The 25,974-nt window shown below is 32.2% G+C and carries 20 protein-coding genes and 1 tRNA gene; 5 read left to right on the forward strand and 16 right to left on the reverse strand.

Annotation, left to right across the window (positions count from 1 at the left end):
• Positions 1–15: 15 nt before the first annotated feature.
• From K1X16_RS03870 to K1X16_RS03880, 3 genes are all read right to left on the reverse strand, one after another.
• Positions 16–2,097 carry a peptide MFS transporter gene (locus K1X16_RS03870; RefSeq protein WP_225035097.1) on the reverse strand — a complete coding sequence of 694 codons (2,082 nt, stop codon included), beginning with the start codon at positions 2,095–2,097 and terminating at the stop codon, positions 16–18.
• A gap of 136 nt (positions 2,098–2,233) precedes the next feature.
• Positions 2,234–3,757 carry a peptide MFS transporter gene (locus tag K1X16_RS03875; RefSeq protein ID WP_225035416.1) on the reverse strand — a complete coding sequence of 508 codons (1,524 nt, stop codon included), beginning with the start codon at positions 3,755–3,757 and terminating at the stop codon, positions 2,234–2,236.
• A gap of 128 nt (positions 3,758–3,885) precedes the next feature.
• On the reverse strand, positions 3,886–6,072 hold the full coding sequence (locus K1X16_RS03880) for a S9 family peptidase (RefSeq protein WP_225035098.1): 2,187 nt from the start codon (positions 6,070–6,072) through the stop codon (positions 3,886–3,888).
• Positions 6,073–6,379: 307 nt separating this feature from the next.
• Here K1X16_RS03880 and K1X16_RS03885 point away from each other — a divergent pair, with 307 nt between their 5' ends.
• Together K1X16_RS03885 and K1X16_RS03890 are read left to right on the forward strand one after the other, a co-directional pair.
• The gene (locus K1X16_RS03885) at positions 6,380–7,696 is read left to right on the forward strand and encodes a hydroxymethylglutaryl-CoA reductase, degradative (protein WP_225035417.1); all 1,317 of its coding nucleotides are present in this window, start codon (positions 6,380–6,382) and stop codon (positions 7,694–7,696) included.
• 106 nt (positions 7,697–7,802) lie between these two features.
• Positions 7,803–8,756 (forward strand): GYDIA family GHMP kinase, encoded by a 954-nt coding sequence (locus K1X16_RS03890; RefSeq protein WP_225035099.1) that lies wholly within the window; start codon positions 7,803–7,805, stop codon positions 8,754–8,756.
• A gap of 120 nt (positions 8,757–8,876) precedes the next feature.
• On the opposite strand, the gene K1X16_RS03895 is transcribed toward K1X16_RS03890, so the two are convergent.
• The 7 genes from K1X16_RS03895 to K1X16_RS03925 form a co-directional block, all read right to left on the reverse strand.
• A complete protein-coding gene (locus K1X16_RS03895; RefSeq protein ID WP_225035100.1) occupies positions 8,877–11,024 on the reverse strand; it encodes a SurA N-terminal domain-containing protein in 2,148 nt (715 codons plus the stop codon).
• Positions 11,025–11,223: 199 nt separating this feature from the next.
• Positions 11,224–12,513: a hemolysin family protein gene (locus K1X16_RS03900; protein WP_225035101.1), complete on the reverse strand. Its 1,290-nt coding sequence runs from the start codon at positions 12,511–12,513 to the stop codon at positions 11,224–11,226.
• A gap of 3 nt (positions 12,514–12,516) precedes the next feature.
• Positions 12,517–12,708 (reverse strand): hypothetical protein, encoded by a 192-nt coding sequence (locus K1X16_RS03905; protein ID WP_195869845.1) that lies wholly within the window; start codon positions 12,706–12,708, stop codon positions 12,517–12,519.
• A gap of 116 nt (positions 12,709–12,824) precedes the next feature.
• The gene (gene lptC, locus K1X16_RS03910) at positions 12,825–13,391 is read right to left on the reverse strand and encodes an LPS export ABC transporter periplasmic protein LptC (protein WP_225035102.1); all 567 of its coding nucleotides are present in this window, start codon (positions 13,389–13,391) and stop codon (positions 12,825–12,827) included.
• Positions 13,392–14,771: a tetratricopeptide repeat protein gene (locus K1X16_RS03915; protein WP_195869847.1), complete on the reverse strand. Its 1,380-nt coding sequence runs from the start codon at positions 14,769–14,771 to the stop codon at positions 13,392–13,394.
• A gap of 23 nt (positions 14,772–14,794) precedes the next feature.
• Positions 14,795–16,114 carry a hypothetical protein gene (locus tag K1X16_RS03920; RefSeq protein ID WP_195869848.1) on the reverse strand — a complete coding sequence of 440 codons (1,320 nt, stop codon included), beginning with the start codon at positions 16,112–16,114 and terminating at the stop codon, positions 14,795–14,797.
• Positions 16,114–16,842, reverse strand: coding sequence for a type III pantothenate kinase (locus K1X16_RS03925; RefSeq protein WP_225035103.1), 729 nt, complete (start codon positions 16,840–16,842; stop codon positions 16,114–16,116). Before K1X16_RS03925 ends, K1X16_RS03920 begins: the two co-directional genes overlap by 1 nt.
• Positions 16,843–16,944: 102 nt before the next feature.
• On the opposite strand from K1X16_RS03925, the gene K1X16_RS03930 reads away from it, so the two are divergent.
• Positions 16,945–17,020 (forward strand) — tRNA-Phe (locus tag K1X16_RS03930).
• A 125-nt stretch (positions 17,021–17,145) separates the two neighbouring features.
• On the opposite strand, the gene K1X16_RS03935 is transcribed toward K1X16_RS03930, so the two are convergent.
• From K1X16_RS03935 to K1X16_RS03950, 4 genes are all read right to left on the reverse strand, one after another.
• Positions 17,146–17,787, reverse strand: coding sequence for a DUF6266 family protein (locus K1X16_RS03935; protein WP_147678861.1), 642 nt, complete (start codon positions 17,785–17,787; stop codon positions 17,146–17,148).
• Between the two features lie 157 nt (positions 17,788–17,944).
• A complete protein-coding gene (locus K1X16_RS03940) occupies positions 17,945–18,376 on the reverse strand; it encodes a DUF6943 family protein (RefSeq protein ID WP_147678860.1) in 432 nt (143 codons plus the stop codon).
• Between the two features lie 267 nt (positions 18,377–18,643).
• On the reverse strand, positions 18,644–19,267 hold the full coding sequence (locus K1X16_RS03945; RefSeq protein WP_147678859.1) for a hypothetical protein: 624 nt from the start codon (positions 19,265–19,267) through the stop codon (positions 18,644–18,646).
• Between the two features lie 3 nt (positions 19,268–19,270).
• On the reverse strand, positions 19,271–19,702 hold the full coding sequence (locus tag K1X16_RS03950) for a hypothetical protein (protein WP_147678858.1): 432 nt from the start codon (positions 19,700–19,702) through the stop codon (positions 19,271–19,273).
• A 1,296-nt stretch (positions 19,703–20,998) separates the two neighbouring features.
• Here K1X16_RS03950 and K1X16_RS03955 point away from each other — a divergent pair.
• Both K1X16_RS03955 and K1X16_RS03960 read left to right on the forward strand, forming a co-directional pair.
• A complete protein-coding gene (locus tag K1X16_RS03955; protein WP_225035104.1) occupies positions 20,999–21,529 on the forward strand; it encodes a hypothetical protein in 531 nt (176 codons plus the stop codon).
• Between the two features lie 3 nt (positions 21,530–21,532).
• Complete coding sequence (locus K1X16_RS03960; RefSeq protein WP_225035105.1) at positions 21,533–21,925, forward strand: hypothetical protein; 393 nt, start codon at positions 21,533–21,535, stop codon at positions 21,923–21,925.
• Positions 21,926–21,932: 7 nt separating this feature from the next.
• Here the strand turns inward: K1X16_RS03960 and K1X16_RS03965 are convergent, their stop codons facing one another.
• Positions 21,933–22,841: a DUF5655 domain-containing protein gene (locus tag K1X16_RS03965; RefSeq protein WP_225035106.1), complete on the reverse strand. Its 909-nt coding sequence runs from the start codon at positions 22,839–22,841 to the stop codon at positions 21,933–21,935.
• A 14-nt stretch (positions 22,842–22,855) separates the two neighbouring features.
• Positions 22,856–25,966 (reverse strand): type I restriction endonuclease subunit R, encoded by a 3,111-nt coding sequence (locus K1X16_RS03970; protein WP_225035107.1) that lies wholly within the window; start codon positions 25,964–25,966, stop codon positions 22,856–22,858.
• Positions 25,967–25,974: the final 8 nt, after the last annotated feature.

Here is a 25,974-nt window from a genome sequence, read left to right on the forward strand (position 1 = left end):
TTTAACGGAATTAGCTTATTTAACTCCATGCATTAATTTTTTGAGTAGTGGATTAAGAGCAGTTACTAATAATCCGGCTGCAATAGGAATAATTGCAAAAATTAAGAAGAAAAACGACAAACTGTGTTCTTCCTGAATTTCATCTACCATTCCACCCATTGAAGCGGCTATTTTGTTTCCAATAGCAATAGCTAAATACCACATACCAAACATAAGCGCAATCATTCTTGGAGGCACAAGTTTACTCACATAAGATAGTCCAACGGGAGATAAACAAAGTTCACCTATCGTATGGAACAGATACGCTAGTATTAGCCAAATCATACTTACACGTACTACTCCAGCTTCCGCTCCTGCAGGTATATAACTGGAACCGTAGGCCAAAACTGCAAAACCAATACCCATAATTACAAGTCCTAATCCATACTTTTGAGCAGCTGAAGGGTTATATTTACTTTCCCACCATTTAGAAAATAAAGAGGCAAAAGCAATTATAAAAAATGAATTCAGAATACTAAACCAAGACACTGTTATTTCAACTTCATTCTCTTTTACTTCCACTATCTCACCAGTTACAATTAAGGATTGTAGTCCTTTATCAGCATAATCTAATGCCAATTGTTCTTGTTTAACATCATCCAAATAACGGTATTTACCCAGTTCTAAATGCGCACCAACCGTCTGTCCAACTTCTAATTCGTTATTAGATGAAATACTTAAAATTTGTTTTTCACTGGTTTCATTTGCTTTTAAAGGACGTGCTTCTGTAATGGGTTCGTAGGTAATACTCTTTTTACCATTAACAATGTTTTCTACAGCAACGGCTTCGTATTGAACGTCATAAGACTTTGTTGAATAATCTTGAATAAGCATCCAAATAACAACTCCCCAAACCAAAGCAAAACAAATTGCTAACACAACATTACTTCCAGGTATTTTGGCGAACGATCTTTTTTTCAATAAATAAAGAACCCAAGTAATAATTAATAACGGAATTACTGTTAACAGCGTATTTACAATATTGAAAATCAATGCAGAATTACCTGTTAAAACTCTATCGGTGTAATCTCTTGCAAAAATTACCATAGACGTAGCTGCTTGCTCAAACGGAATAAAGAATAACACTGTAAAAAACGCAAAAATTATAACAGCAATCATTCGGTCTCTTATAATTTTCTCATAGCGTACAATACGTCCAATTACAAGAAAAAGAAACAGAGCCATACCTATTAAAGTAATTACTAGAGGACCAGATAATGTGTCCTTAGCTAAAAGAAACTCTTCTGGCAACAAGTGGAGTCCTCCAATTTTGGAAACTGGATCGTTAATAAGGTAAAGTAAACCTATAATAGCAGTTACAACAATTAGAATTTTATCTAAAGTTGTAAATTTATTCTCCTTATAATCTTTTACAACCGCAGCTTTCTCTTCCTTAGTTTGACGCTTAGGAGGAGCACCAATTTTCCCAAAAAGTGGTTTAGCTAACAAAAATTGAAGTGTACCAAATAGCATAAAAATACCAGCTAACCCAAATCCCCAAGACCATCCAACACGCTCAGCCAAATAACCACAAAGCATCATACCAAAGAAAGCTCCTGCATTTACTCCCATATAAAATATAGTGTATGCTCCATCTTTCTTCTCTGGAAGATAGGTGTACATTTCTGAAATGATAGATGTAATATTAGGCTTAAAAAAACCAGTTCCAATAACCAATAACGCTAACCCCATATATAAAGAAAACTCTGTTTCTAAAGCCATAGATGCATGTCCAAGCGTCATAATAACACAACCAATCAAAACAGCCCAACGGTAACCTGTGAATTTGTCAGCAATAACACCTCCTAAAATTGGTGTCAAATACAATAAACCTGCATAGGTTCCAAAAAGAGCACCAGCATTTTCAGCAGTCCATTCCCATCCAGGATTACTACCAATGACGGCCATTGTTAAAAAGTTAATTAGTAAAACTCGCATTCCGTAGAATGAAAAGCGCTCCCACATTTCAGTAAAGAAAAGCACAAATAAGCCTGCTGGATGTCCTAATACTTGACTTTTAAAAAGCTCATCATGCTGTGTTCTATCAGCTGTTGCCATAATTTAATACTGTTTTTAATTTCCGGTTTAAACCTATATCGTTTTTAAGAACTTCTTAAATAAATTACTCGTTCTACTCTGGATTTACTCAATATTGATGCAGTAAGAAGTAAAGCCTAATAGATGCACAATCAAATTAATTAATGCCATGCATCATTTTCTTCAGTTTCGGATTTAAAATCAACAAAATAACTGCTGCAAAAATTGGAATCGCTGCAATAATTAAGAAAAACGTTGACATTGAATAAGCCTGTGAAATCTGATCGATATATGATCCTGTCATTCCTGCTATAAAGTTGGCAATTGCCGAAGCGGTAAACCAAAGTCCAAATAACAAACCGGCTAAACGTTTAGGCGATAGTTTGGAAACATACGACAATCCTACTGGTGATAAACATAATTCTCCCATTGTATGGAAGAAGTAAGCCATTATTAACCATATCATGCTAACAGATGCTGTCGCTGCCCCCTGAGGAATACTGTTAGAGCCGATAGATAAAACTACGAACCCAATTCCTACTAAAGCTAAGCCCATTGCAAATTTCACTGGACCAGAAGGATTCCATACTTTTTCCCACATTTTACTAAATGAAGATGCTAAAGTAATAATGAAAAAGGAGTTTAATATTTGAAACCAAGACACTGTTACTTCTGTCTGCTCAAGACTAAACTCTCTATATACTTTCCAACCTCCTAAGAACCAAATAATGATAAACGAAATGGCTGTAAAAATAATTGTTAACGGATACGTTTTATATATTCTCTTACCTAATCCATAAAGTACCCAAGACACTATTATAATAGGAAAAATAGTTAAAATAGCATCTATCCATTTAAAGATAACACCAGAATTCCCTTCTAAAACACGCTGTGTATAATCTTTGGCAAATACGGTCATAGATCCTCCAGCTTGCTCAAAGGCAAAGAAGAAAAAGATACTCGCTACCATTAATACACCAACAACAACTAATCTATCTCTTACTATGTTTGCAGGAGTTTCAATTTCATCATCTTCATCTTCTATTTTCTCTAAATCTTTCTCAAGTTGCTTCTTAGGCGTTTCACCTATAACTCCAAAAATATTACGTCCAAAATAGAATTGTAACATTCCGAAAAGCATAAATACACCAGCTAATCCAAATCCATAGTGCCATCCTACTTTTTCTCCAATATATCCACAAAGTAACATTCCTAAGAAAGCACCAGCATTAATACCCATATAAAAAATGGTATAACCAGCATCTTTTTTAGAACTTGAATCTGGATATAAATTTCCTACCATTGATGAAATATTCGGCTTAAATAAACCGTTACCTAAAATCATCATTACAAGTCCTGCATAGAAAAAACCAGGACTAATCCCCTCAAAAGCCATTGAAGCATGTCCTAATGTCATTATTAAAGCACCTAATAATATCGCTTTTCTAAATCCTGTGAATTTATCAGCTAACAATCCACCTAATAATGGTGTTAAATAAACCAAACCTGTGTACCAAGCATATAGTTGCATGGCATCTGCATTAGTCCATTCCCAGCCACCTTTACCAATCTCTGTTATTAAAAATACTGTTAATAATGCACGCATTCCATAATAACTGAAACGCTCCCACATTTCAGTGAAAAATAACACGAACAATCCTGCTGGATGTCCCATTACCATTGTGTCATCAACACCTTGTTTTGCGAGATGCTTATTTAAAGCTGGATCATTTTCTTGGCTCATAAATTTAGTTTTTAGGTTTATTATATTTTTAGTTAGTCTGTTTAGTTTTTAAATGAAAAATTATATTAATTCAATTTATCACCCAATGTTTTATGGATAAAATTTGTCATCTTTTTATATAAGTGCAGTCTCGTGTTGCCACCATAAATACCGTGGTTTTTATCTGGATAAATCATCCATTCAAATTGCTTATCGGCTTGTATTAAAGCTTCAACCATTAACATGGTGTTTTGCACATGCACATTATCATCACCTGTTCCATGAATTAATAAATAATCACCTTTAAGTTTATCAACGTGATTGATCGGCGAATTTTCATCATAACCACTTGGATTTTCTTGAGGTGTGGTCATGTAACGCTCTGTATAAATTGTATCATAGAATCTCCAACTTGTAACAGGTGCTACTGCAATCGCCATTTTAAAGACATCATTTCCTTTAAGAAGTGCATTACTACTCATAAAACCACCATAACTCCAACCCCAAATTCCTATTCGCGATTCGTCAATGTGGTCTAATTTTCCGAGTTGCTTTGCGGCTTCAATTTGGTCTTCAACTTCGTATTTACCAAGTTCGTTTTGAGTTACTTTTTTAAAGTCAGATCCTTTATAACCAGTTCCTCGTCCATCAATACAAACAACGATATAACCTTCTTGTGCTAACATTTGATACCAATAATCGTTAGTACTATTCCAACGATTTGCCACTTGCTGCGATCCTGGACCAGAATATTGATACATAAATAATGGATATGTTTTGTTCGCATCAAAATCCTTAGGCTTTATCGTCCACATGTTTAAGTCATTGCCATTTACTGTTATAGTGCTGAATTCTTTTTCAGACATCACATAATCTTCCAACTTTGTAGTTAGTGCATTATTATCTTTAATCTGCTTTACTATTTTACCAGATTTAGAATCGTATAATGTATATTCTTGTGGAGTTGTTGCGCTTGAAAATGTATTTATGAAATACGTAAAATCAGCACTGAATGAAGCACTATTTGTTCCATTCTTCTGAGTCAGACGTTTTTTGTTTTTTCCGTTTAGCTGAATTGAATAGACATCTCTATTTATAGAACCATTCTCTGTAGATTGGTAATAAATGGTGTTGGCTTTCTCATTAAAACCATAGTAGTTGGTGACTTCCCAATTTCCTTTGGTTACTTGATTAATTAAATTCCCTTCTTTTGAATAATGATAAATATGGTTAAAACCATCTTTTTCACTCGTCCAAATAAAACTATTATCTTTTAAAAATGTAAGATTAAAAGTTACATCTATATACGCTTTATCTATCTCAGCTAGTACATTAATCATTGTCTTTTCTTTAGTATCAAAAAGTATAAGATCTAACTCATTTTGATGACGGTTCATAAATTGAACGCTTAAAATATTAGGGTCATTTGTCCACTGTAATCTAGGAATATAAAAATCACCTGGTTTACCTTCGCTTAATTCTATGGTGCTTTTGTCATCTACATTATACAATTGCAAAGACACTTTAGAGTTTGCTTCACCTGCTTTTGGGTATTTGAACACGTGCTGCGTTTGATACAATTCTGAACCATACACATCCATTGAAAATTCTGGCACTTCAGACTCATCAAACTTAATATAGGCAATTTGGTTGCTATCTGCATTCCAATCAAAAGCTCTTACAAAAGCGAACTCTTCTTCGTAAACCCAGTCTGTAATACCGTTGATTATTTTATTTTTTTCACCATCTGTTGTGATTTGATCAACCTTTCCTGACGTTAAGTTTTTTACATATAAATTATTTTCAAATCCATACGCTACTTTAGTACCATCTGGTGATAATGTTGGTTCTTGCACCAAATTATCAGATACTTTGGTTACTGTTTTTGATGCGATATCATAAATATAATACTCACCTAAAGTCGAACGTCTAAATACAGGTTCCGATTTTGTAGTTAAGATTAGTTTAGACTCATCGGCACTAAATGAATAATCATAGAAACCTCTAATCTCAGAAATATCTGCAGAAGAGACTAAGGTCTTCACTTTTTTTAATGTCTTATAATCGTAAATATCTATGGTTGAAGTTCGGCTTTGCCTATCAAAATTTAACACCGAATACTGGTTCCCATTCGCCATGGAATGTAAGGCTTGCATACCTTCTGTTCTAAATTCACCACTCCAGATTTCTTGAAGTGTAAGTTGTTTTTCCTGACAAAAAACTAAGGAAGTCATTAAAAAGGCGAATACAGCCGCAACGTGTCTCAAGCTCATAAATTTTATGTTTCAACAAAGCAATGCCAAGTTTACTAAAAATTATGCAAAAAATCACTATTATTAACACTAAATAGGCATTTACAACCGATTATACCAACATTTTATTCCAATCCTAGTATCTTTGTTTTTACTAAAAAGTTTTTGGTCGGCAATAGACGAATTTTACAAAATAAATTATTTTTGATGTGATTTATTTTTATTTCTCTGAGGTGAAGCCTTAGCATCAGACGATTAAAAAATAAAGAGAAATATCGCGAATAGAAACTGTTTTTTATTTTGCTGTATTTCCGACCAAAAACAAAAAATCAATACTACGATGCCAAATACGATTTCTGGCTTTTCTAAGCTATCTAAATCCGAAAAGATTGAGTGGCTTTTAGACACCTATTTTACCGACAAAGACAACGCAAGACAACTTATTCAAAACTATTGGAATACTGATAAAAAACTTCAAAAGTTACACGATGAGTTTATTGAAAATACCATAACAAATTATTATTTACCATTAGGTGTTGCACCAAATTTTCGAATTAACGATACGTTTTATACTATTCCAATGGCCATTGAGGAAAGTTCAGTCATTGCAGCGGCGAGTAAAGCGGCTAAGTTTTGGTTAGAACGTGGTGGTTTTAAAGCTGAAGTCATCTCGACTGAAAAAATCGGGCAAGTTCATTTTACTTATGATGGAGATAACGAGGATTTAAAGCTTTATATAGATACTGTGATTAAGCAAAAGTTCTTTGAGGACACTCAATCAATCACGAAAAGCATGCAAAATCGCGGTGGTGGCATTTTAAATATTGAATTAAAAGACAAAACAAAAGAGCTTGAAAACTATTATCAATTGCATGCTACGTTTGAAACGCTCGATGCAATGGGAGCCAACTTCATAAACTCGTGTTTAGAACAATTTGCACAAACTCTGAAAAGTGAAGCTGAAAAATCGTTAGAAGGAAACCTAGATATAATTATGAGTATTCTTTCTAACTACGTACCACAATGTTTGGTGCGAGCTGAAGTCTCATGTAAAGTTGAAGATTTAAAAAGTAAAGACATTCCAAATCCGGAAAACTTTGCACAAAAATTTAAACAAGCCGTTACCATTGCAGAAATAGAACCTTACAGAGCGGTAACACATAACAAAGGCATAATGAATGGTATTGACGCTGTTGTTTTGGCGACAGGAAATGATTTTAGAGCCGTTGAAGCTGGTGTACATGCTTATGCCGCAAAAGATGGTAGCTACACTAGTTTAACACATTGTTCGGTGGATGATGGTATCTTTAAATTTTGGATTGAAATCCCATTAGCCTTAGGAACTGTTGGTGGTTTAACCAACTTACATCCTTTAGTAAAGTTATCCTTAGAAATGTTACAAAAACCAACAGCGAAAGACTTAATGAAAATTGTTGCTGTTGCCGGATTAGCGCAAAATTTTGGAGCTGTAAAATCCTTAACAACAACAGGAATTCAAGAAGGACACATGAAAATGCACTTAATGAACATCTTGAATCAGTTTGAAGCTACAGATAAAGAAAAAGTAACACTTGTTGAACATTTTAAAACGAATGTGGTAACGCATAGTGCTGTTGTGGAAGCTTTAAAAAACATACGTGAGTAGATAAATTGTAAAAACAAAATTCGAAAGCACACTCGGATGAATAGTATCGCGCAACGACCCAGAGACGCAAAGCCATAATAACTCAACACCTTAATTTCGATCATTTTTGAACGACAAAGCAACAACATACCGAAGCAACGGAAAACTATTACTAACGGCAGAATATGCTGTCTTAGATGGTGCGAAAGCTTTGGCTATTCCCACAAAATATGGACAGAGTTTGGTTATTAAGTCTAATGATTTTAATGTTATTAATTGGAAGAGCTATAATGAGCTGAATGAGGTTTGGTTTGAGTGCACAATTTCTTATGATGACACATCTACTGCGCTCAATGAAACAGCAAACCCTCAAAAAAAGATTAAAGGCCAAGACGTAAAAGAACGCTTAATCCAAATTTTAAATGTGGCCAAAAACTTGAATCCTGAATTCTTAAAGTCTAATCAAGGATTTGATATTACAACACATCAAGATTTTAATCGGCTTTGGGGTTTGGGCACTTCTTCGACTTTAATAAATAATATTGCAGAATGGGCACATGTTGATGCCTACAAATTACTCGAAAAAACATTTGGTGGAAGCGGCTATGATATTGCTTGTGCTAAAAATGATTACGCCATATCATTTCAACTTCAAAAGCATCAAAAAAATCCAAATGTAAAACCTGTAACGTTTCAACCTGAGTTTAAACACCAACTGTATTTTGTTTATCTCAATGAGAAACAAAACAGTCGTGATGGGATTTCAGCTTATAAAGCGCTTGGAAATATAAATTCTAATAGTATTGATGACATCAATTCTATTACTGAAGCAATGCTTGTTTGTAAGTCGCTTATAGAATTTCAAAATTTGATTGAAGCCCATGAAAACATTATCTCCAATCTCATTCAACAAGTCCCTATTCAATCACGATTATTCTCAGATTTTAATGGTGCCATAAAAAGTTTAGGTGCTTGGGGAGGCGATTTTATTTTAGTGGCAAGTGAAAAAAATCCTTCAACGTATTTTAATAGCAAGGGTTTTGAGACTGTTATACTTTATGAGGATATGGTTTTAATATAAAGACTAAACTTTGACTTTATCTACCTTTAAATAGCTACATGGTTTTTGAAACCTTACAGGATAAAAAAATGGCTTCACATTTCTGTAAAGCCATTTCAAAATAATTTTATTGCTTGTTGGTTAGTACACCGTTTTAGCTCTATTATCTTCTATTTCTGCAGACTCTTCTAAAGCTGAATACACTTTAGTCTGTACAGCATTTCTACGTTCAGCATTTAATCTATTCACAATAGCTCCGTAGTTATCTAACTTAGTAGCCTCGTTTACTTTAGTAACATTTACAACGTAAACACCTTTTTCGCCATCAATTGGCTGAGACGTTTCTCCTTCTGCCAAACCAAATGCTGCTCCAACAACTTTAGGTTCAACACCTGCACCAGATAAGGTCGTGTTTTTAATGGTAACAGCTGCTGCTGTTCTAGCGTTCTGACCTTGATTCTTAGCGATTTCTGCAACCGTAGTTCCTGTAATTTTTTCACGAATTAACTTCGCTTTCTTTTCTTTTCTAATTTCTGGTAAAGCTGTGATTGAAGCGTCTTCAGTACTCATTAACCCTTCTTCTCTAACCTCAACAACTTTAGCAACTATAAATCCGAAATTAGATATGGCAAAGTTCTTGTAATCGCCTGCTTCTGTATCTTCATCAAAACTCCATCTTACAACTTCTCTCTGACTTCCAAGACCTGGAATGTTTTCGTCTAAAGCATTAAATGTAATTGGCTTTACAGTTAAATTACGCTCTTTTGCAATTTCATTAAAATCACCATCTTTTATAGCAATTTCAAACTTAGACATTACATTAAATACATCTTGAAGTGTTTTATCAGATGGTTCAAGTTTATTAGCAACTGTCGCAACTTTTACTGCTTTATTAAAACTCTTTTGTTCTAATATTTCAATAATATGGTATCCGAAAGACGTACGTACAACATCAATATCACCTTCGTTATTATCAAAAGCATAGGCTTTAAATTCTGGTGCCATTCCTGCTAAATAGTCAAATTCAATTTCACCATCTTGCTCATTACTTACTTTATCAGAAGATAATTCTAATAAATCCATAAATTTAGTACCGCCTTGAATTTTTGCAAAAATACTATCTGCAGTTGCCTTTGCTTGCTCTGGAGTTTTTGTTACAGACGCATCTGCTCTTTGTCCACCTACAAAAGGCACTAGTATATGACGCACTTTTACTGAGTCTGGTAATTGTTTTGTTGCAACAACTTTAGATAATTTATAGAATTCACCATCTTTATAAGGTCCGTAATAACTACCAACACCTAATTTCATTAAAGTATCTTTAGCTACAGCTGGTAATTGTCCGGCTCTTAAGAAAGCATCGTTGTATTTTATAGCAGAATATGTATTTACAAACTCTTCAATGTCTGTAGCAGAATCAAATCCAGAAATTGTATCTGTATTCTTACTATTGTCGTTATATTCTGTTCTATCTGACTTTAATGCTAACAGCTCTGCTTTTATTTCATCTTCATCTGCTTTAGAAGGCTCTTCCTTAAATTCTACATATACAACTTCTCTAGTAGCATCCGTTTTATAGGTATCCTCATGGTCTTTCATATAAGCAGTTATTTCACTTTTAGAAACCGCAACTAAACTATCTGCAATAGTTGTGTATGGTACTTGAACGTAACTTATATCTACCGTTTTAGAATCTCCTAAATAATCTTCTTCTGCTTCAGCAATAGTTGTTCCTATACCTGCTTTAACGAGGTTGTAATAGGTTTGCTGAATTGCGTTTGCTGCAATAGTTTGTTCGTTATTTGTCCAGCTTTCATAGTTAACAAGGAAGTTTCCTAATGGAGCCGTTTCACCGTTTAAATCTTTTAAATTCGCTATAAATGCATTTAAACGATTAACATCAAAGTTTCCGTTTGCATCTTGAAATTCTGGATATGACGAAAAACTAGTCTTCAACAAATCTCTCATTTCATCTTTTTCAACAGACAATCCTAATTCATCAATTTCTGATTGTAATACGATTTTACGAACCTCTTGATTGTAAATCGCATTCATAGATTGTGTAGACGTTTGTGCTCCACCTGCTCTATCTTGGTAATTTTTTACCTTTTGCTGAAACTCTAGTCTGTTGATGTCTGTACCATTAATGGTCGCTATTACATCTTGAGATCCTCCTGTTAGAGCATCAGAATTTTTGAATAAATCTCCAATTACGAATGAAAATAATGCTAATGCAATTACTAATATTAATACCAGTGAGCGTTGTCTAATTTTATTTAAAACTGCCATAGTCTTTTTGTAATATCTTTAATTTGGTGTAAATAAGTCTGCGAAAATAGTATTTTATTGTAAATAATAAAAGGAGAAGTGTAGTTTTTATAAGTGATAGAAGCTTTATTCAAAATTTATGTGAAAGGCGCATAAAATTCTTCTCTTTAATGTGCAGAAATATGGACCAAATGTTACGTTTTGATGCCCTAAAAAATTGCTAATCTACATCAAGCACCTTTACTAAAACCTCATCAATTTTTGTAGAAGACACTTCTGTAATTGTAAATTTGAAATTTTCGATGTGTACATCGTCGTTTTCTTGAGGAATTCCTTCTGTAGCATGCACTATTAATCCACCTAAGGTTTCATAATTTTCGCTCTTAGGAAGATTTAACTTATAAGTTTCGTTAATATAATCCACTTCTAAACGTGCTGAAAACTTATAGGTATTGTCATTAATTTGCTCCTCTATCATCTCAATGATATCGTGTTCATCTTCAATTTCACCAAATAATTCTTCAACAATATCTTCAACCGTCATAATTCCAGAAGTTCCACCATATTCGTCAATTACAACAGCCATACTTCGACGCTTTTTAGTCAAAATACTCAACACATCTTTAATAAGTATTGTTTCTGGCACGAAAGCCACACGAATTATAATGGACTTAATCGTTTCTGGTTTTTTAAACAATTCAAAAGAATGCACATAACCCAAAATATCATCGATACTGTCTTTGTAAACGATGATTTTAGTTCGACCTGTTTCTATAAAAAGCTGTCTTAAATTTTCGATAGAATCTGAAATCTCTATACCAGTTATCTCAGTTCGTGGTACCATAACCTCACGTGCTTTCACTTCTGAAAACTCTAAGGCATTTTGAAAAATTTGAATCTCACTGTCTACATCATCATGATTTTCCACGGATTCCATTTGTTCCGTAATGTAATTACCTAATTCTACTTTGGTCATTGCTAAAACGACATCTTCACCATCAGCTCTAAAAATGTATTTTAAAACGGCATCTGAAATCCAAATAATAAAATCTGAAACCCACGAAAACAACACATAGAATATATAGGTTGGAAATGCTAATACCTTTAATAAAGTGTTGGCATAAATTTGAAAGAATACTTTAGGTAAAAATTCTGCAGTAATTAAAATAACCAAGGTTGAAATTACCGTCTGTGTTAACAGTTGCAAATCTAAAAACAAATAGGTTAAAGCCGTACTGTCTGAAGGTAACATGGTTTGAAACCAACGCACCAAAACCTCACCCATTTTAAAACCATAGATCACCAATGCAATATTGTTTCCAATAAGCATTGTGGCAATATATTTTGATGGTTTTGCGGTAAGCTTTCCTAAAATCTTTCCTAAAAAATCTCCTTGTTTCTTCTCTAATTCGATATGAATTTTATTCGAAGAGACATAAGCGATTTCCATACCAGAGAAAAAAGCTGAAAGTATAAGTGTACTTATAATAATGACTATGTCAGCCGTCATAAATTACTTATTATTTCGGTCTTCAAGTTTATTATTAAATCGTTTTTTAAAGAAAAACATAAAAATTGCTAATGCAGCAAGCCCTAAAGATATGTAAGCAACGACTTGTTCATCTATCCATGTCATCACAACATCGTACAAGAATAAAGCTGCAAAAACAAGGTAAGCGTATTGAAAGATCCTCGTTAATTTCATGTGTGTAATTTTTTTCAACTATGACATGCCGTTTACTATGTAATCACTCAGCTGAGCAATATAATCTTAACAGGCTTGTCTTATATGTTATGTAAAATATATTTTGGTAAAGATAGTTAATTATCAATTTGGAAATCACCTCCCATTTCTAACATCTGAAAGTTTTTAAATTCTTTATCCGAATCTAATAAAACACCATGTAAAGGTCCAATAGAACGCTTAAACAAAAAGGATTCATTTGTAAACAACCATTCTAGTTTTTGATTGTAATACAATTGCTCGGTAAATAACGTATCGTTTTCGGATGAAATAATTCTAACATCGTCTCGTAAATCAATAATATCAGTTTCTTTATAAACAATAGCGTAGTTAGACGTTATCGTCGTCTTATTATTGTTTTCGTCATATATTTTAAGCTCTATACCTATCGGAAACTCATTAAAGGGAAAATTCCGATTAGAATAATCTAACATTTTTGGACTTAACAGATTGGCAACTAACCTCACTGTATCTTCTTTTAACTCGGTATATTTTAAGTCTATATGTTCAGCTTCACCAATAGGTTGATTCTGCAACACACCCACTTTTTGAACCTCGTTAAAGTCATTGTTACATGAAAAAAACAAAGTCACAACAATTGCTGTGACTAGGTTTTTAATGATATGTGAATTTTTTGTTTTCAATTAACCTTTAGGTACAGTTACAGAACGTCCTATCCAGCAACCAATTTTAATTACTTCTCCTGCACAAGTACAGTTAAATATTTCTGTTTTGTTAGGCGCTTTAGCTCTATAACTAGCGGCTGTTTGCGCTGCTGTCTTTTTTAAACGACCATCAACTCTACCTGCCTTTTCTGCCTCAATTGCAGCTAACCAAAATACTGCTCTTTTGTTAAAGTTAGTGTCTCCACAACTGTTTGCACTAGCCGCATACATATTTGCAATTGCTAAATGTGGTGAACCATCTGCAGGATTAAGTTTTAAAGCTTCCATATAATATTGTCTTGCTTTTCCGTAGCTTCTTTTAGACTTAAGCTCATTAGCTAAACCTTTGTATAACTTCGCCTTTTTTAAAGGGTCTGTTGACAACTCTATTGTTTGGTCTATGTATTTTTGCTCACCTGTAAGTATGTAAAGGTAATATGCAGTGTCTGCACTTGGCTCGATAGTATTCTTTTGTTGAACTAACTTTAAGAATAACGGATCTTCTTTACACTCTTTAGCATACATTCTATTCATTGCACGCTGTAACCACTCGCTATTTGTTTTGTTTTCTTCAAAATCTCTTTCATAAAGCGGAACTAAAACGTCACAGTTAGCTCTATCACCAAGCTTTTTGTCCATACTTCCTAAAATCTGATTTTCAAAAGCCTCTATATTAGACTCATAACTTGACTTATAACGTCCTTCCGTTTTAGTAAGTGTTCCACCAGCTTCTTCTTTTTCAGCATATTTAATCAATTCCGTAGTCATTGAAGCAATTCGCTTTTCAATAATTTCGTTTACATCATCATACTTATTAAACATTTTTTGAGCATCATCTGAAGTTTGCGCACCTGCATCATATAAATCTACTGCTAAAGAAAAGTAAGTATAAAGACCAACTGCACTTTTAAAATTTTTAGGATCTTTTTTATAGGCTTCATCAAACATGTTATAAATCTCTTGGTCAGATTTATTTAGCACTTTTCTATATTTGTATGCTAAATTAGCTTTATCAACTAATACTTCACCAAGCGAATATCTAGATTCAAAATGCTCTCTACTCTGATCGTGCAACAACATTAAGTCTTCGATATGTGCTACTTGCTCTGCACCAGTAGACGTTTCTATCTTATGTTTTAAGATTTTCTCACCATGAACATAAATAGCTCTATTGAATTTAGGACACTTTTCTCTTACAATTTTCCACGGGCCATAAGCGTCATCATATTTTTTACTCTTTACATAACTATCAAACATTGATAGGTTGTTCATACAAAGTTCTTGATTGTCCTCTTGAGCAAATCCTAAGTTAACACTCATAAGGAGTGCAAAAAATAAAATAGTAATTCTCGTCTTCATCTTTAATTAATAATTAATATTTGTTAGTTATACTTTCTTTGTTCAAACCATCTAGAGTTCAATGATAAACTCACATTAAAGCTTATAAAATTCTCTTGAATTAAGTTTTTATTAGTTGTTCCTCGTTTTCCGAATTCTAAGCCTAAATTGGCATTAGAGAATAAGTTTCGGTTTCCAACTGGTAAACCTAGTCCAAAAGACATGCCAAACTCTTTTATTGACTCATCTTTTATAACTAAACCTGTATTTGAAAAATTAAATCCTGCTCTATAAACCGCTCTTTTAAAGTATCCTGAGAAAGCATTATAATCTGGAATATAAAAACCACCAACCGCTATTTTTGAAGAATTTTCATAGTTAGAAGGCAAGTTTGGAAATACCGGATTAGAAAAATCACTTGCGGTCTGATAGGTATACTCTGTACCAACAAACCAAGATTTTGGATCACCAACACCTACTCCTAAGGATAACGTTGATGGCAAGGTTAATTTTGTGTTTTTAAGATTTTGAGCCTCAAGATCTACATCAATAGTATTTGATGTCGATGATGTTTCGAGAGTAGTCGCATCTAAAGTAACTGTAGAAAACGATCTAACGTTATCTGAATTAAGTTTGCTTCCTGGAGCAAATGTGGCTGTAGTTGACAACTCTAGCTTATCAGTAATCATGGTTTTGTAGCTTAGACCAAAGTTTAAATTTAAACCACTCAAATCAGACCTATTAAATTCAACCGTTTGGTATTGCACTACTTGACCATTAGAATACTCTACTTCTAGTGCATTATTTTGAATGTTTCCGAAGTTATAATTAATATCCATACCAACGCTCAGTTTTTCTGTAATCTGATAACCAACACCAGCAAACACTCTATTTAAACCTCCTTCACCGTTGAAACGATTTTCTAAGACATTGTCGTCATTAATAAGGTCGAGCTTATATCCTACTGATGTAAAAGGCAGTAAACCAAAGCCAACTCCAAATTTTCCCATTGGCACAGATACAGCCAAATAATCGAAAATAGCATTATTAGTTTTTGCATCTCCAGAGTTACTTTTTAATGTTGTATTGGTCATTGTACCGGCAACCGTAAACTTTACAGGTCTACTTTCTCCATTAAAATAGGGCCCTTTTAATGGGTTTCCTGCGTAAGATGCTGGGTTTTTTAAATTAAAATGTATACTATCTAAGTACACACCAATTCCTCCCATACTCTGGTTCTCTACAGTACCTTTAAACTTAAGACTTCCAATACCATAAAAAGAATATGGAGAACTAGTACCTTGTTGTGCAAAAGCTGCAGAACCTATAATTGTAATACATATTACAATGAATCGTTTTATCATTATTTTGAATTATATTCTAGAATGAAATTCAAACCGTCCAAAAGAAAATTTGATTTCGCAAATATGGTATTTTTTAATTGGTTTGACAAAAAATTGCTATCTCCACCTGTTAAAATAACTGTTAAATCTGAATAATCTTCTCGATATTGGTCAATTACTCCATCTATTTCCTTAATTGCACCATAAACTACACCCGAATGAATAGAGGCCTCCGTAGAGTCTCCAACAATATTATTAGGCTGTTTTGTCTCTAATAACGGAAGATTTGCGGTTAAATTATTCAATGTTATATATCGCAATCGTATTCCAGGCGAAATAGCACCTCCCAAATAGTGATTCTCATGTGTCACAAAATCGTAAGTTATACAAGTACCAGCATCTATAATTAAGACATTATTATTAGGAAACTGGTTTACTGAAGCACAAACCAAAGCTATACGATCTACACCTAATGTTTTTGGTGTTTGATAATCATTTTTAAACGGGAAGTTTACGTTTGAAGTTAATTGAATAACAATTAAATCATTTTTTATTAATTCTACGTGCTCATCAGATAAGTGACCAACCGAAGAAATAATGGCTTTTTTTAACTTTGGAAAGCTTTTTTTCAAAGTTTTATATTGAATTTTAAACTCGTTTAGCTTAAAACTCAATTTATAAATTAAATCTGCCTTATTAAAAACAGCAAACTTAACATACGTATTTCCCACATCTACAATAAGATTCATAAGTAAATTATAAGTTACAAATTTATAAAATCAAATTTTAGCAAATTCTTTTTGTGAATAATAAAAATGCTTCTATATTTGCACCCGCTTAATTAAGCAACTGGTGCCTTAGCTCAGTTGGTAGAGCAAAGGACTGAAAATCCTTGTGTCCCTGGTTCGATTCCTGGAGGCACCACCAAAAAACCCTTATAAACCGTGTGTTTGTAAGGGTTTTTGAATTTTGTGTGCTGATTTGTGTGCTAATAAAAAAAACCGCTACAATTTATGTAACGGTTTTAAACAATGTATATTTAAAAAACAAATCTATGAAGCCGTACCAGAGCCTAAATATACACTGTTAGAAACTTGACCTCCATCATCAGTAATAAACGCCATAAAAAGCTCTACTGTATCACCTGCATAAGCATTTGGAATAGTTACAACTTCTGTTCCTACCGTTCTATCTGCACCATCAAGTATTGAAATTGATTCTTTTTTACTTGGATTGTAAACTAACAACATCGCTTTATCTGTTGCATTAGCATTTCCTCCTGTTGAGTTATCATCCCAACCAAAAGCAACTTGTCCTGCTACAGTTAAATCTGTTGTACCATTAACCACACCTGCTAAATTACCCCTACTTAATAGAGCTAAAGAATAATCAACCGTAAAGTTGGGTGCAGTACCCGAAATTGCATTATTCAACACATAAGACATCGCTGCATTGAATTCTGTTTTACCTACAGCATAAGATTTATATCCTTTTCGAATAAAACTTAAATTTGGCTGAAGGTATTCCAACGTAGCTGAAAACTTATTACGTTGATTTACCTGTCCTTCTGTTCGTGGATTGGCTACACTTACTGGTTTTGCTCTGATGTAATCAATGTTTTTCCATCTTCCACCTACTACGGTTCCTACTTTACCAGAGAAACCTCCTAAAATACCTTGGGCTATCTTCCCCATACTTATAAAATATTTAAAATTAACATACATTCGGATTTGGTACGGACATGATATAGACTTTAAAACTCTAACTAATATACGGTCATATAATAAAATACAACGAGTTAAAATACCGATATACAATAGATTACTACCATCTACACTAAATTACTATCGACTACTTAAAACCTAGCTGAATTAAAGAGTTTGCAAATGATAATTTTAGATTTTCGAGCTTAATTATTGTTTCTTTAAGTTCTTGTTGTTTTTTACTAATACTAGCCACAACTTTAATGCTCTTTTGAAACTCAAAACCACTACTCTTATTGAATTTAACACCTTTTTTAAGCGTGTTTCTACAATCATCTATTGAGATAAACGGAATAACACTTCCTTTTAAATAATAAGCGTAAAAACCGCCTATTTGTAGCATCATAGATAAATGAAACAGCGTGTTTTTTTCTTTTTCGGTTGAAGTTTGCACTACAAAACAATTAGGACAAGGATTTGAGAGGGGTTTTCCGCTGTTTAGACCTTTATTTAGGATGAAAAAATGAGGGTTTGAGTAAGTTTTTCCTGTACGGTGTGTTTTTAGTTCAAAAGTTGACATAGCTATCCAATTTAAAATTGCTCGCTACGCTTCGCTACATTATTTTTTTGAAAAGAAAAAAAAGATAGCTACAGTTGTTGTGGCGTGGGTAAGGCTGTCAAGTTTTTTGGATAAAAGTTTTTTGAGTTATAATGTTTAAATGAAAAATAAAATTGCTTGAAAAAAGTTTTATTCAAAACCCTTTAGGGCTTGAACTTTATAGCCTTGTGCGGCTGGCTGAGATAGCCACATATATTTGCTTCCTTTTTTTTTTAATAACTATCTATTTTATGGTGTTTTAATAAAGATAGGATTTAAAAATGAAAAATATGTCGGCGATATTAAATGGATATTACGCCAATTAAAAACAATATTATTACTCGGTCTAATTATATGTGAATAACCAGCAGTTGTAGGATAATAAGATTCAGTATTATAAGTTTTACCATGACAAGTAGCAAATTCATTTTCTGTTCTGACTTTTTTGTCTAAATTCAGATAGTAATCTTCATTTGTTGCACATAAAAAAACACCTAAATCAACTGAATTACTTTGTATAAGATTATCTATTTTCTTTAAATCATTTATAATTTTCATTCTTATTTGTTTACCTCCAGAATTACTTTCCTTTTTGTGTGGGAATTTAAACTCAATACCTATACGATATACTTTATTTTTATCGACAATCTCAAAGTACAAATCAAGAAACTTACCATCTTTAAAATTGGCTTTAAAAAGGTCTTTCTCAAAATCAATATTTGTTACGTTTAAAACACGATTAGAAGCTAATGACCATGCAAATTTAAAGACTAACGTTTTTTCTGATGAAATCGTAATTACACTTTGATTTAAGGCCACTTCTAGCGAAGACCAAATTTTATTTATTTCTTTTTCAATGATTTTTAAGTCCATAAGTTAATATTTAAAGAGGTTAATTATTTCTTCTTTTTTATCGAAAACTAGATTAAAATTAAAGGTTTCGTTTCTACCATCTGTTGCGCTAATAGGATTGTATAGTTGTAATTTACCTGCTATCATAGTGATGTCTCTATTTGTATGAGGGAAATATTCCGATATGAGCGAGTAGTCATCATATTTATACTCTTTTGTAGCATTATCATATTTATATATAGATAGTGTAGCAAAATCAATGAGGCACTTTACACCTAACAAATCAATTTTAAAACAGCAAACAACACGTATTTCTGAATTAACTAGAAAAAACTCCAAAAAATGAATATCTTGAAAAGCACTTACGTCATTGGTATTTATGTATACTAGATTATTACCTGTATATTCTAAATATAAATGACCTAAAAATACTTTCGGTGGCTTATTTATTTTCATGACTAATTAATTGTTTTTGAGGTGGTTATTACAACAATATAACAAACTTTTTTATAAAAAAAATGTCAATTTGTTTGGTTTATATTTTTTAATATATTTTAAAAAATGTATGTTTTATTAGTAAAAAATTATGTATGGATTGGACTTAATTATATATATTACATGGAACAATAAATTCAACTTTTCTGGGGAAATAACACTTAAAAAAATAGGTTATAGTTCGTTTTTGAGCGTTGGATGAAGCGCTTGTATGGGTATTGGGTTAAATAGTTGTTTGATAAAACAGCATTTAAATTAATACTTATACAGGACTTTTAGACGATAGCTTTTTGTTTTTTTGAGGAACGAGAAAAAGCAATATGCTATGGCGTAGTACTAATTTTCTTAAACCTATTTTTTTATATCCTATTTCTTGGGTGGTGGGGAAAAGTGGTCTTTAATATTTGTTAGTGAAATGAAACAAACAAAGACTTGAGTTAAGGAATACTTGGACTTAATGATGGTTTTGAGCAGTTGAATGAGATAACGAATATTATTTTCAATTATCTTAATCCTTTAATTGTTCGTTTGTTTAATGTTTGTTCAAAATGTGGTTATATGTTCGGAAGTGAGCGTTGGCTGTGCGGATATTTTACATAATGACAGTTATAGGTACGAAAATATAATAAAACGCCGTAGGCATCCATTGAAAGGATTTTTGCTCCTATAACTACGCATTATGTAACTTAGCTTTGGGTTGGTTTTGTGGCGGAATAGTTGTTTTAAGCGTTGGCAATAGCTCTTTGCTTTTTTGTTGTACTTATTTATTAAAATAGATACTTTTAAATAAAACAAGCAATGTGCTATTATAGCGTTGGCTACAACTATTATGACATAAAACTAACTATGTGGTGGCGCGCGGAACAACGCAAAAGACAGAGGATTTTTGCCTTTTCGCAAAAAACTGGGTTTTGGGTTGTGGGGATGAAATCACATTGCAATAGAAAATACAACCTGAACGGCTATTATAAATACCTATTCACAAATAACTACAAGTATGCTATAACTGTATTTTTTTTACACTTGATTGACAATTAAAATTACATCACACACATAAAAACCCTCATAAGCAACTAACAAGCAAATAGTTAAAACATTATAAAATAATCAAATATATTCATATATTTGCTTATATTTAAACTTTCATAGATTATATCAAAATTTCTTTATTAATAATATTATGTGTTCACAATACGTTTGTAACAATAAAATATTTTTTGAGTGAAATAATAAGCTAAATAATCTAGTTTACTACTTATGACAGCAGAAATTAAAGGTACTGAAAAGCAAACTGGCATCAATTTGTTCAATAGCTATTTGTCTAAACATCAAGAGTTCTCAAAACAGACTAAAGTAAGTGATTTATATTACCACGTTAATGTTGTTGCTGATGCTTATGGACAAGGACTAAAAGACGGACAAAATATTGGTAAGCAAGATTTCATTGATAAAATTATGAAATCAACCGCTGAAAAATTTGCAGAAAAAGCCAACCAAGTATACATACTGACAAAAAACACTTTATCCTATATAATAAGTAAGGGATATGATGTAAATTCTTTTTATATAAATATCTTTCATAACAATCCTAAAGTTATCATTGCTGTTGATAATAAATACTTACTAGATGATGATTTTGTAGAATTTGCTTACTCTAAAATATTTGAAGCGAAAAATACTTTTACTTCAATTTTTGATAACACTTTAGATATAAGTCTTGCAGGAACCGAAAATCTTGATATTGAATTACTAGATCAAGATGGATTTGAATACTCTGAGGTTGTTTAATTTATGGCTAAAAAGAAGGAATTTGGTGACAGAAACAAGACTTTAAGTAATCAATTACTTAGTGATAAAATCTATTATGATTGGGTTGTGACTACAGCTTTCTACTCAACTATACATTATGTTGAAGACCATATACTTCCAACAAAAATTGGAACTAAAGATTGCAATTGTATTGCTCAAGTAAAAAAAGCATATAGCATGAGAGGACGGCACGAAGCCAGAGAAAGACTCGTTTTTGACAATTTAGGACCTAAGATAGGTGCTAGATATAAGTGGTTAGATGATAGATCACGAAACTCAAGATATGAAACCTTTAAACTACAAGCTTCAGAAGCACTTAAAGCAAAAGAATATTTAGACTATATTTTTAGTGAATTGTACGAAGAAAATAAATAGATATTTGCTAGAATACCGCTTGTTTAATTAAGCTCATAATGTATTCTAAATCATCGGTGTTTTTAATAACTAACTCATAATCTCCATTTCCCCAATGACCAATATTAGAAACATCACGCATTAAATTTTTAGGGTCGTCAAGTTCACCACTTTTTAAGTTTACCCATAGCTTTATACCACTTTTTTGAATTAAAATATCACAGATGATACGGTTGCCTTTAAAAGCAATTCTTTTCTTACGAGGTATTATTTCTATGTCTTCTTTGAAATTTAATATAGAATCTCTAAAAGTTTCATACAATTCTACTGCACTATCAGACTTATTTAATGTATGGTCTTCTTCTGAATAAACTTTAATTTCTTTGGTGATATTATCCAACTGCGTATTACTTGATGTAATTGGTTTAATACTTTCTGCCGATTTACTTTTCTTTATTTGATTTACACTAATTAAATTGTTCTCATAACGTTTTATTTCCCATAACTCAATAGCAATATCTTTAAAGTTTGTGGCTGTCTTTTGATTTTCTGTAAAACCTGTTGAAACAAAAACAACTCTTGTTTGACTCCAATCTACATCTGTGCGTTTTAAATTTTGTTTTAATGTTTCGTTATATTCAACTATAAAATCTGCTTTATTTTCAAGCATTAAACTTAAATATGTAAAGCCTTGATCTACTACACTTATATTTTTACTTCTCTTATATTCGATAATAATGAATGCATTTGATTGTGTATCGTAAGCTAAAGTATCTATACGTTTGTTTTTAATAGAAAACTCTGATTTTACTAATTGTAAATTCATCAAAGCATCTAAATTGTTTTCAAAAAGTGATTGTATTTCCTTTTCTAACTTAAAAGGTTTCTCCTTTAAGATAGTAATAGACTCTTTCGATTTTAAATTATATAAGTGCATAAAATTTATTTCTATTATAAACGCCCACCAACACCCTTAAACTTCTCTACAAAAGAGGAAATTTTCTGAAAAACACTTTGTTTTTTAGTTAAGTACTGAGGGTTTAAAGGACTCATTTTAGGTAAAATTGAATTAAGTTCTGTACCGTTCTCACTAGCATATTCACGTTTTAATGATGCTATGATGTAACGCTTTGCTTCTTCTTCATTCAAACTTTCTTCGGTAATTAATTCTGAGGCTTCTTTTTTCTGTTTGGCTTGTGCATATCCAAAGAAAGCATCTATAATATTGGCTTTTTCTTTTATATTATCTAAATCTGTTTCGTTGATAAAATCTACAACTAAACTCTCTTTTGCTCTATTACCGACACTTGCACGAATTACACGTCTTATTTCTTCTACTAAATCTGCTTTATTCTTGGTTTTCTTGTTACTATCAAAAATTAATTCTAAAATGTAGTCTAAGTTTATTTCTTGAGATTTTAATAAATCGACTTCAAAAACCACATCATCCCAATCAATATCTGATTCTTCTGCTTCATTACCTTGTTTTTCTCTTCTTAACCAATCACGAATGTCATTATAGGTAGAGCGGTAATCTTGTATGGTTCTTTCTGCAGGTACTTCAATAGCTTGCATACTTACAATATCTTCATCTGTTAAGAAGTTTTCTTCTTTAAATGCTTCTATAGCCTCTTCATCTGTATGGACAATACTTTGTAGTTCTTTCAGATGATTAAACTCATCATAATTTTGCAATATGTTTTCTACGCGTAAATATTCACCAAAGAGTTTAGAAAATTCTTTTTTGTCCTTTTCTGTTTCTATCTCATCAGGATTGGGGAATTTTTCTTTTAATTCTGCTACCACTTCAACATAACCTCTTCGTGCGTTACCTGTTGCAATATCTGTGAAGCCTTCTAAATATTCTTTATAGCTTTTTTCTAATACTACATTTTTAGTACTGCTATCACCAAATAAAGTAATTGCATCTATTGTTGCTTGCTCTAAATCTCTAAACGTAACAATATTACCAAAGGTTTTTGTAGCATCGTAAATACGGTTGGTACGTGAAAAGGCTTGCATTAAACCATGATAGCGTAAATTTTTGTCTACAAATAAGGTATTTAAAGTAGGTGCATCAAAACCTGTTAAGAACATCCCTACTACAATTAATAAATCTACTTCTTTGTTTTTTACACGTTTGGCAAGATCCCTGTAATAGTCTTGAAAGCCTTTACTATCGATACTATAATTCATTTTAAATGCCGCATTATAATCATCAATAGCTTTAGTTAAAAACTCTTTAGCACTTACATTCATAGCTGTAGGCTCAAAGGTTTCGTCTTGAATTTCTCCAATTGCTCCTTGTGCTTCATTTGCTGCAAAAGAAAAAATAGTTGCTACCCTTAAAGGTTTATCGCTGTCTTTTTGAAGCTTGTTTAATTCTTCATAATAACATTTTGCTGCATCTACACTACTTACTGCAAACATGGCGTTAAAGCCGCTATTACTACCTTTTGTACGGTGTGTTTTTTGCCTGTAATGGTTTAAAATATATTCTGAAATTTCTTTGATACGAACAGGATGTAATAGGGCTTTTTTATTTTCTGCTGCCGATAGTTTTTTTAAATCTTGTTCCGACTCAATCCCTTTAAATTTTGGACGAACATCATTATAATCTACTTTAAATTTTAATACTTTTTCATCTCTAATAGCATCTGTTATTACATAAGAATGTAATTCGGTACCAAATACGCTTTGAGTAGTTTCTGAACCTAAAGCATTTTCAGGAAAAATAGGTGTTCCTGTAAAACCAAACTGATAGTATTTTTTAAACTTCTTTTTTAGGTTTTTTTGAGCCTCCCCAAATTGTGAGCGATGTGCTTCATCAAAAATAAAGACCACTTGCTTTTTATAAATCGCTAAATCATTTTCACCCTTCATTAAGTTATTTAACTTTTGAATAGTGGTTACAATAATTTTATTATCGATTTTATCTATATTTCTTTTTAAACCTGCAGTACTGTCTGAACCGTTTACACTATCTGGCGAAAAGCGTTGGTATTCTTTCATGGTTTGAAAATCCAAATCTTTACGGTCTACTACAAAAAACACTTTGTCTATAAACTCTAATTTTGTCGCTGCTAAACGTGCTGCTTTAAAACTGGTTAATGTTTTACCAGAACCTGTAGTATGCCATATATAACCACCTCCTTCTGTGGTCGCCCATTTTTTAGCATTATATGAACTTTCAATTTTCCATATAATTCGCTCTGTTGCTGCAATTTGATACGGACGCATTACTAATAACGTATTATTACTATCAAAAACAGAATACGTTAATAACACGTTTAAAAGTGTTTGTTTTTGAAAAAATGTCACTGTAAAATCTTTTAAGTCTTTGATTGACTTGTTTTTTACATCTGCCCAATTCATGGTAAAATCGAAGCTATTTTTATTACGCTTTACAGTATTGGCAAAATAACGACTATCTGTACCATTAGATATTACAAATATTTGCAAGTATTTAAAAAGTGAGTTTGAAGTATTAAAACTTTCTTTCGTATAGCGATGCACCTGATTAAATGCTTCACGAATAGCTACACCACGTTTTTTTAATTCTATTTGTACTAAAGGTAAACCGTTTACTAATATGGTAACATCATAACGATTGGCATTTGTACCTTTTTGCTCGAACTGTGAAATAACTTGAACCTTATTACGTGAAATTTTTTTCTTATCTACTAAATAGATGTTTTGAATATGCCCATCATCAAACACAAAATCGTAAATATAGTTATCGTGTAGTTTACGTGTTTTATCAACTAGGTTATCACTTGGTTTGTCTAAATATTCTTCTACAAAACGTGCCCATTCTTTATCTGTAAATTGCATATCATTTAGATTTTGCAATTGTACACGTACATTAGCCAACATAGCTGTTGGTGTGGTTAGGTGTTTTACATACTCATAGCCTTGATTTATTAAATCTTTTACCAATTCTTTTTCTAAATCTGCTTCTGTTTGATACCCAGAAGGTGTTTCATTTACTTCTGAAAACTTTTTGTAGTTATCTAAAACAATGAAATTGTTTGATTCTGCTATGGTTTTGTATTGACTCATTTGATTAC

The organism is Winogradskyella sp. SM1960 (assembly GCF_020179375.1).
Lineage (GTDB): Bacteria > Bacteroidota > Bacteroidia > Flavobacteriales > Flavobacteriaceae > Winogradskyella > Winogradskyella marina.

Bases quoted from the DNA above. Each gene is read 5' to 3' on its own strand.
- K1X16_RS03870 (WP_225035097.1), bottom strand. From the start codon at position 2,097: ATGGCAACAGCTGATAGAACACAGCATGATGAGCTTTTTAAAAGTCAA.
- K1X16_RS03875 (WP_225035416.1), bottom strand. From the start codon at position 3,757: ATGGTAATGGGACATCCAGCAGGATTGTTCGTGTTATTTTTCACTGAA.
- K1X16_RS03880 (WP_225035098.1), bottom strand. From the start codon at position 6,072: ATGAGCTTGAGACACGTTGCGGCTGTATTCGCCTTTTTAATGACTTCC.
- K1X16_RS03895 (WP_225035100.1), bottom strand. From the start codon at position 11,024: ATGGCAGTTTTAAATAAAATTAGACAACGCTCACTGGTATTAATATTA.
- K1X16_RS03900 (WP_225035101.1), bottom strand. From the start codon at position 12,513: ATGACGGCTGACATAGTCATTATTATAAGTACACTTATACTTTCAGCT.
- K1X16_RS03905 (WP_195869845.1), bottom strand. From the start codon at position 12,708: ATGAAATTAACGAGGATCTTTCAATACGCTTACCTTGTTTTTGCAGCT.
- K1X16_RS03915 (WP_195869847.1), bottom strand. From the start codon at position 14,771: ATGAAGACGAGAATTACTATTTTATTTTTTGCACTCCTTATGAGTGTT.
- K1X16_RS03920 (WP_195869848.1), bottom strand. From the start codon at position 16,114: ATGATAAAACGATTCATTGTAATATGTATTACAATTATAGGTTCTGCA.
- K1X16_RS03925 (WP_225035103.1), bottom strand. From the start codon at position 16,842: ATGAATCTTATTGTAGATGTGGGAAATACGTATGTTAAGTTTGCTGTT.
- K1X16_RS03935 (WP_147678861.1), bottom strand. From the start codon at position 17,787: ATGGGGAAGATAGCCCAAGGTATTTTAGGAGGTTTCTCTGGTAAAGTA.
- K1X16_RS03940 (WP_147678860.1), bottom strand. From the start codon at position 18,376: ATGTCAACTTTTGAACTAAAAACACACCGTACAGGAAAAACTTACTCA.
- K1X16_RS03945 (WP_147678859.1), bottom strand. From the start codon at position 19,267: ATGGACTTAAAAATCATTGAAAAAGAAATAAATAAAATTTGGTCTTCG.
- K1X16_RS03950 (WP_147678858.1), bottom strand. From the start codon at position 19,702: ATGAAAATAAATAAGCCACCGAAAGTATTTTTAGGTCATTTATATTTA.
- K1X16_RS03955 (WP_225035104.1), top strand. From the start codon at position 20,999: ATGACAGCAGAAATTAAAGGTACTGAAAAGCAAACTGGCATCAATTTG.
- K1X16_RS03960 (WP_225035105.1), top strand. From the start codon at position 21,533: ATGGCTAAAAAGAAGGAATTTGGTGACAGAAACAAGACTTTAAGTAAT.
- K1X16_RS03965 (WP_225035106.1), bottom strand. From the start codon at position 22,841: ATGCACTTATATAATTTAAAATCGAAAGAGTCTATTACTATCTTAAAG.
- K1X16_RS03970 (WP_225035107.1), bottom strand. From the start codon at position 25,966: ATGAGTCAATACAAAACCATAGCAGAATCAAACAATTTCATTGTTTTA.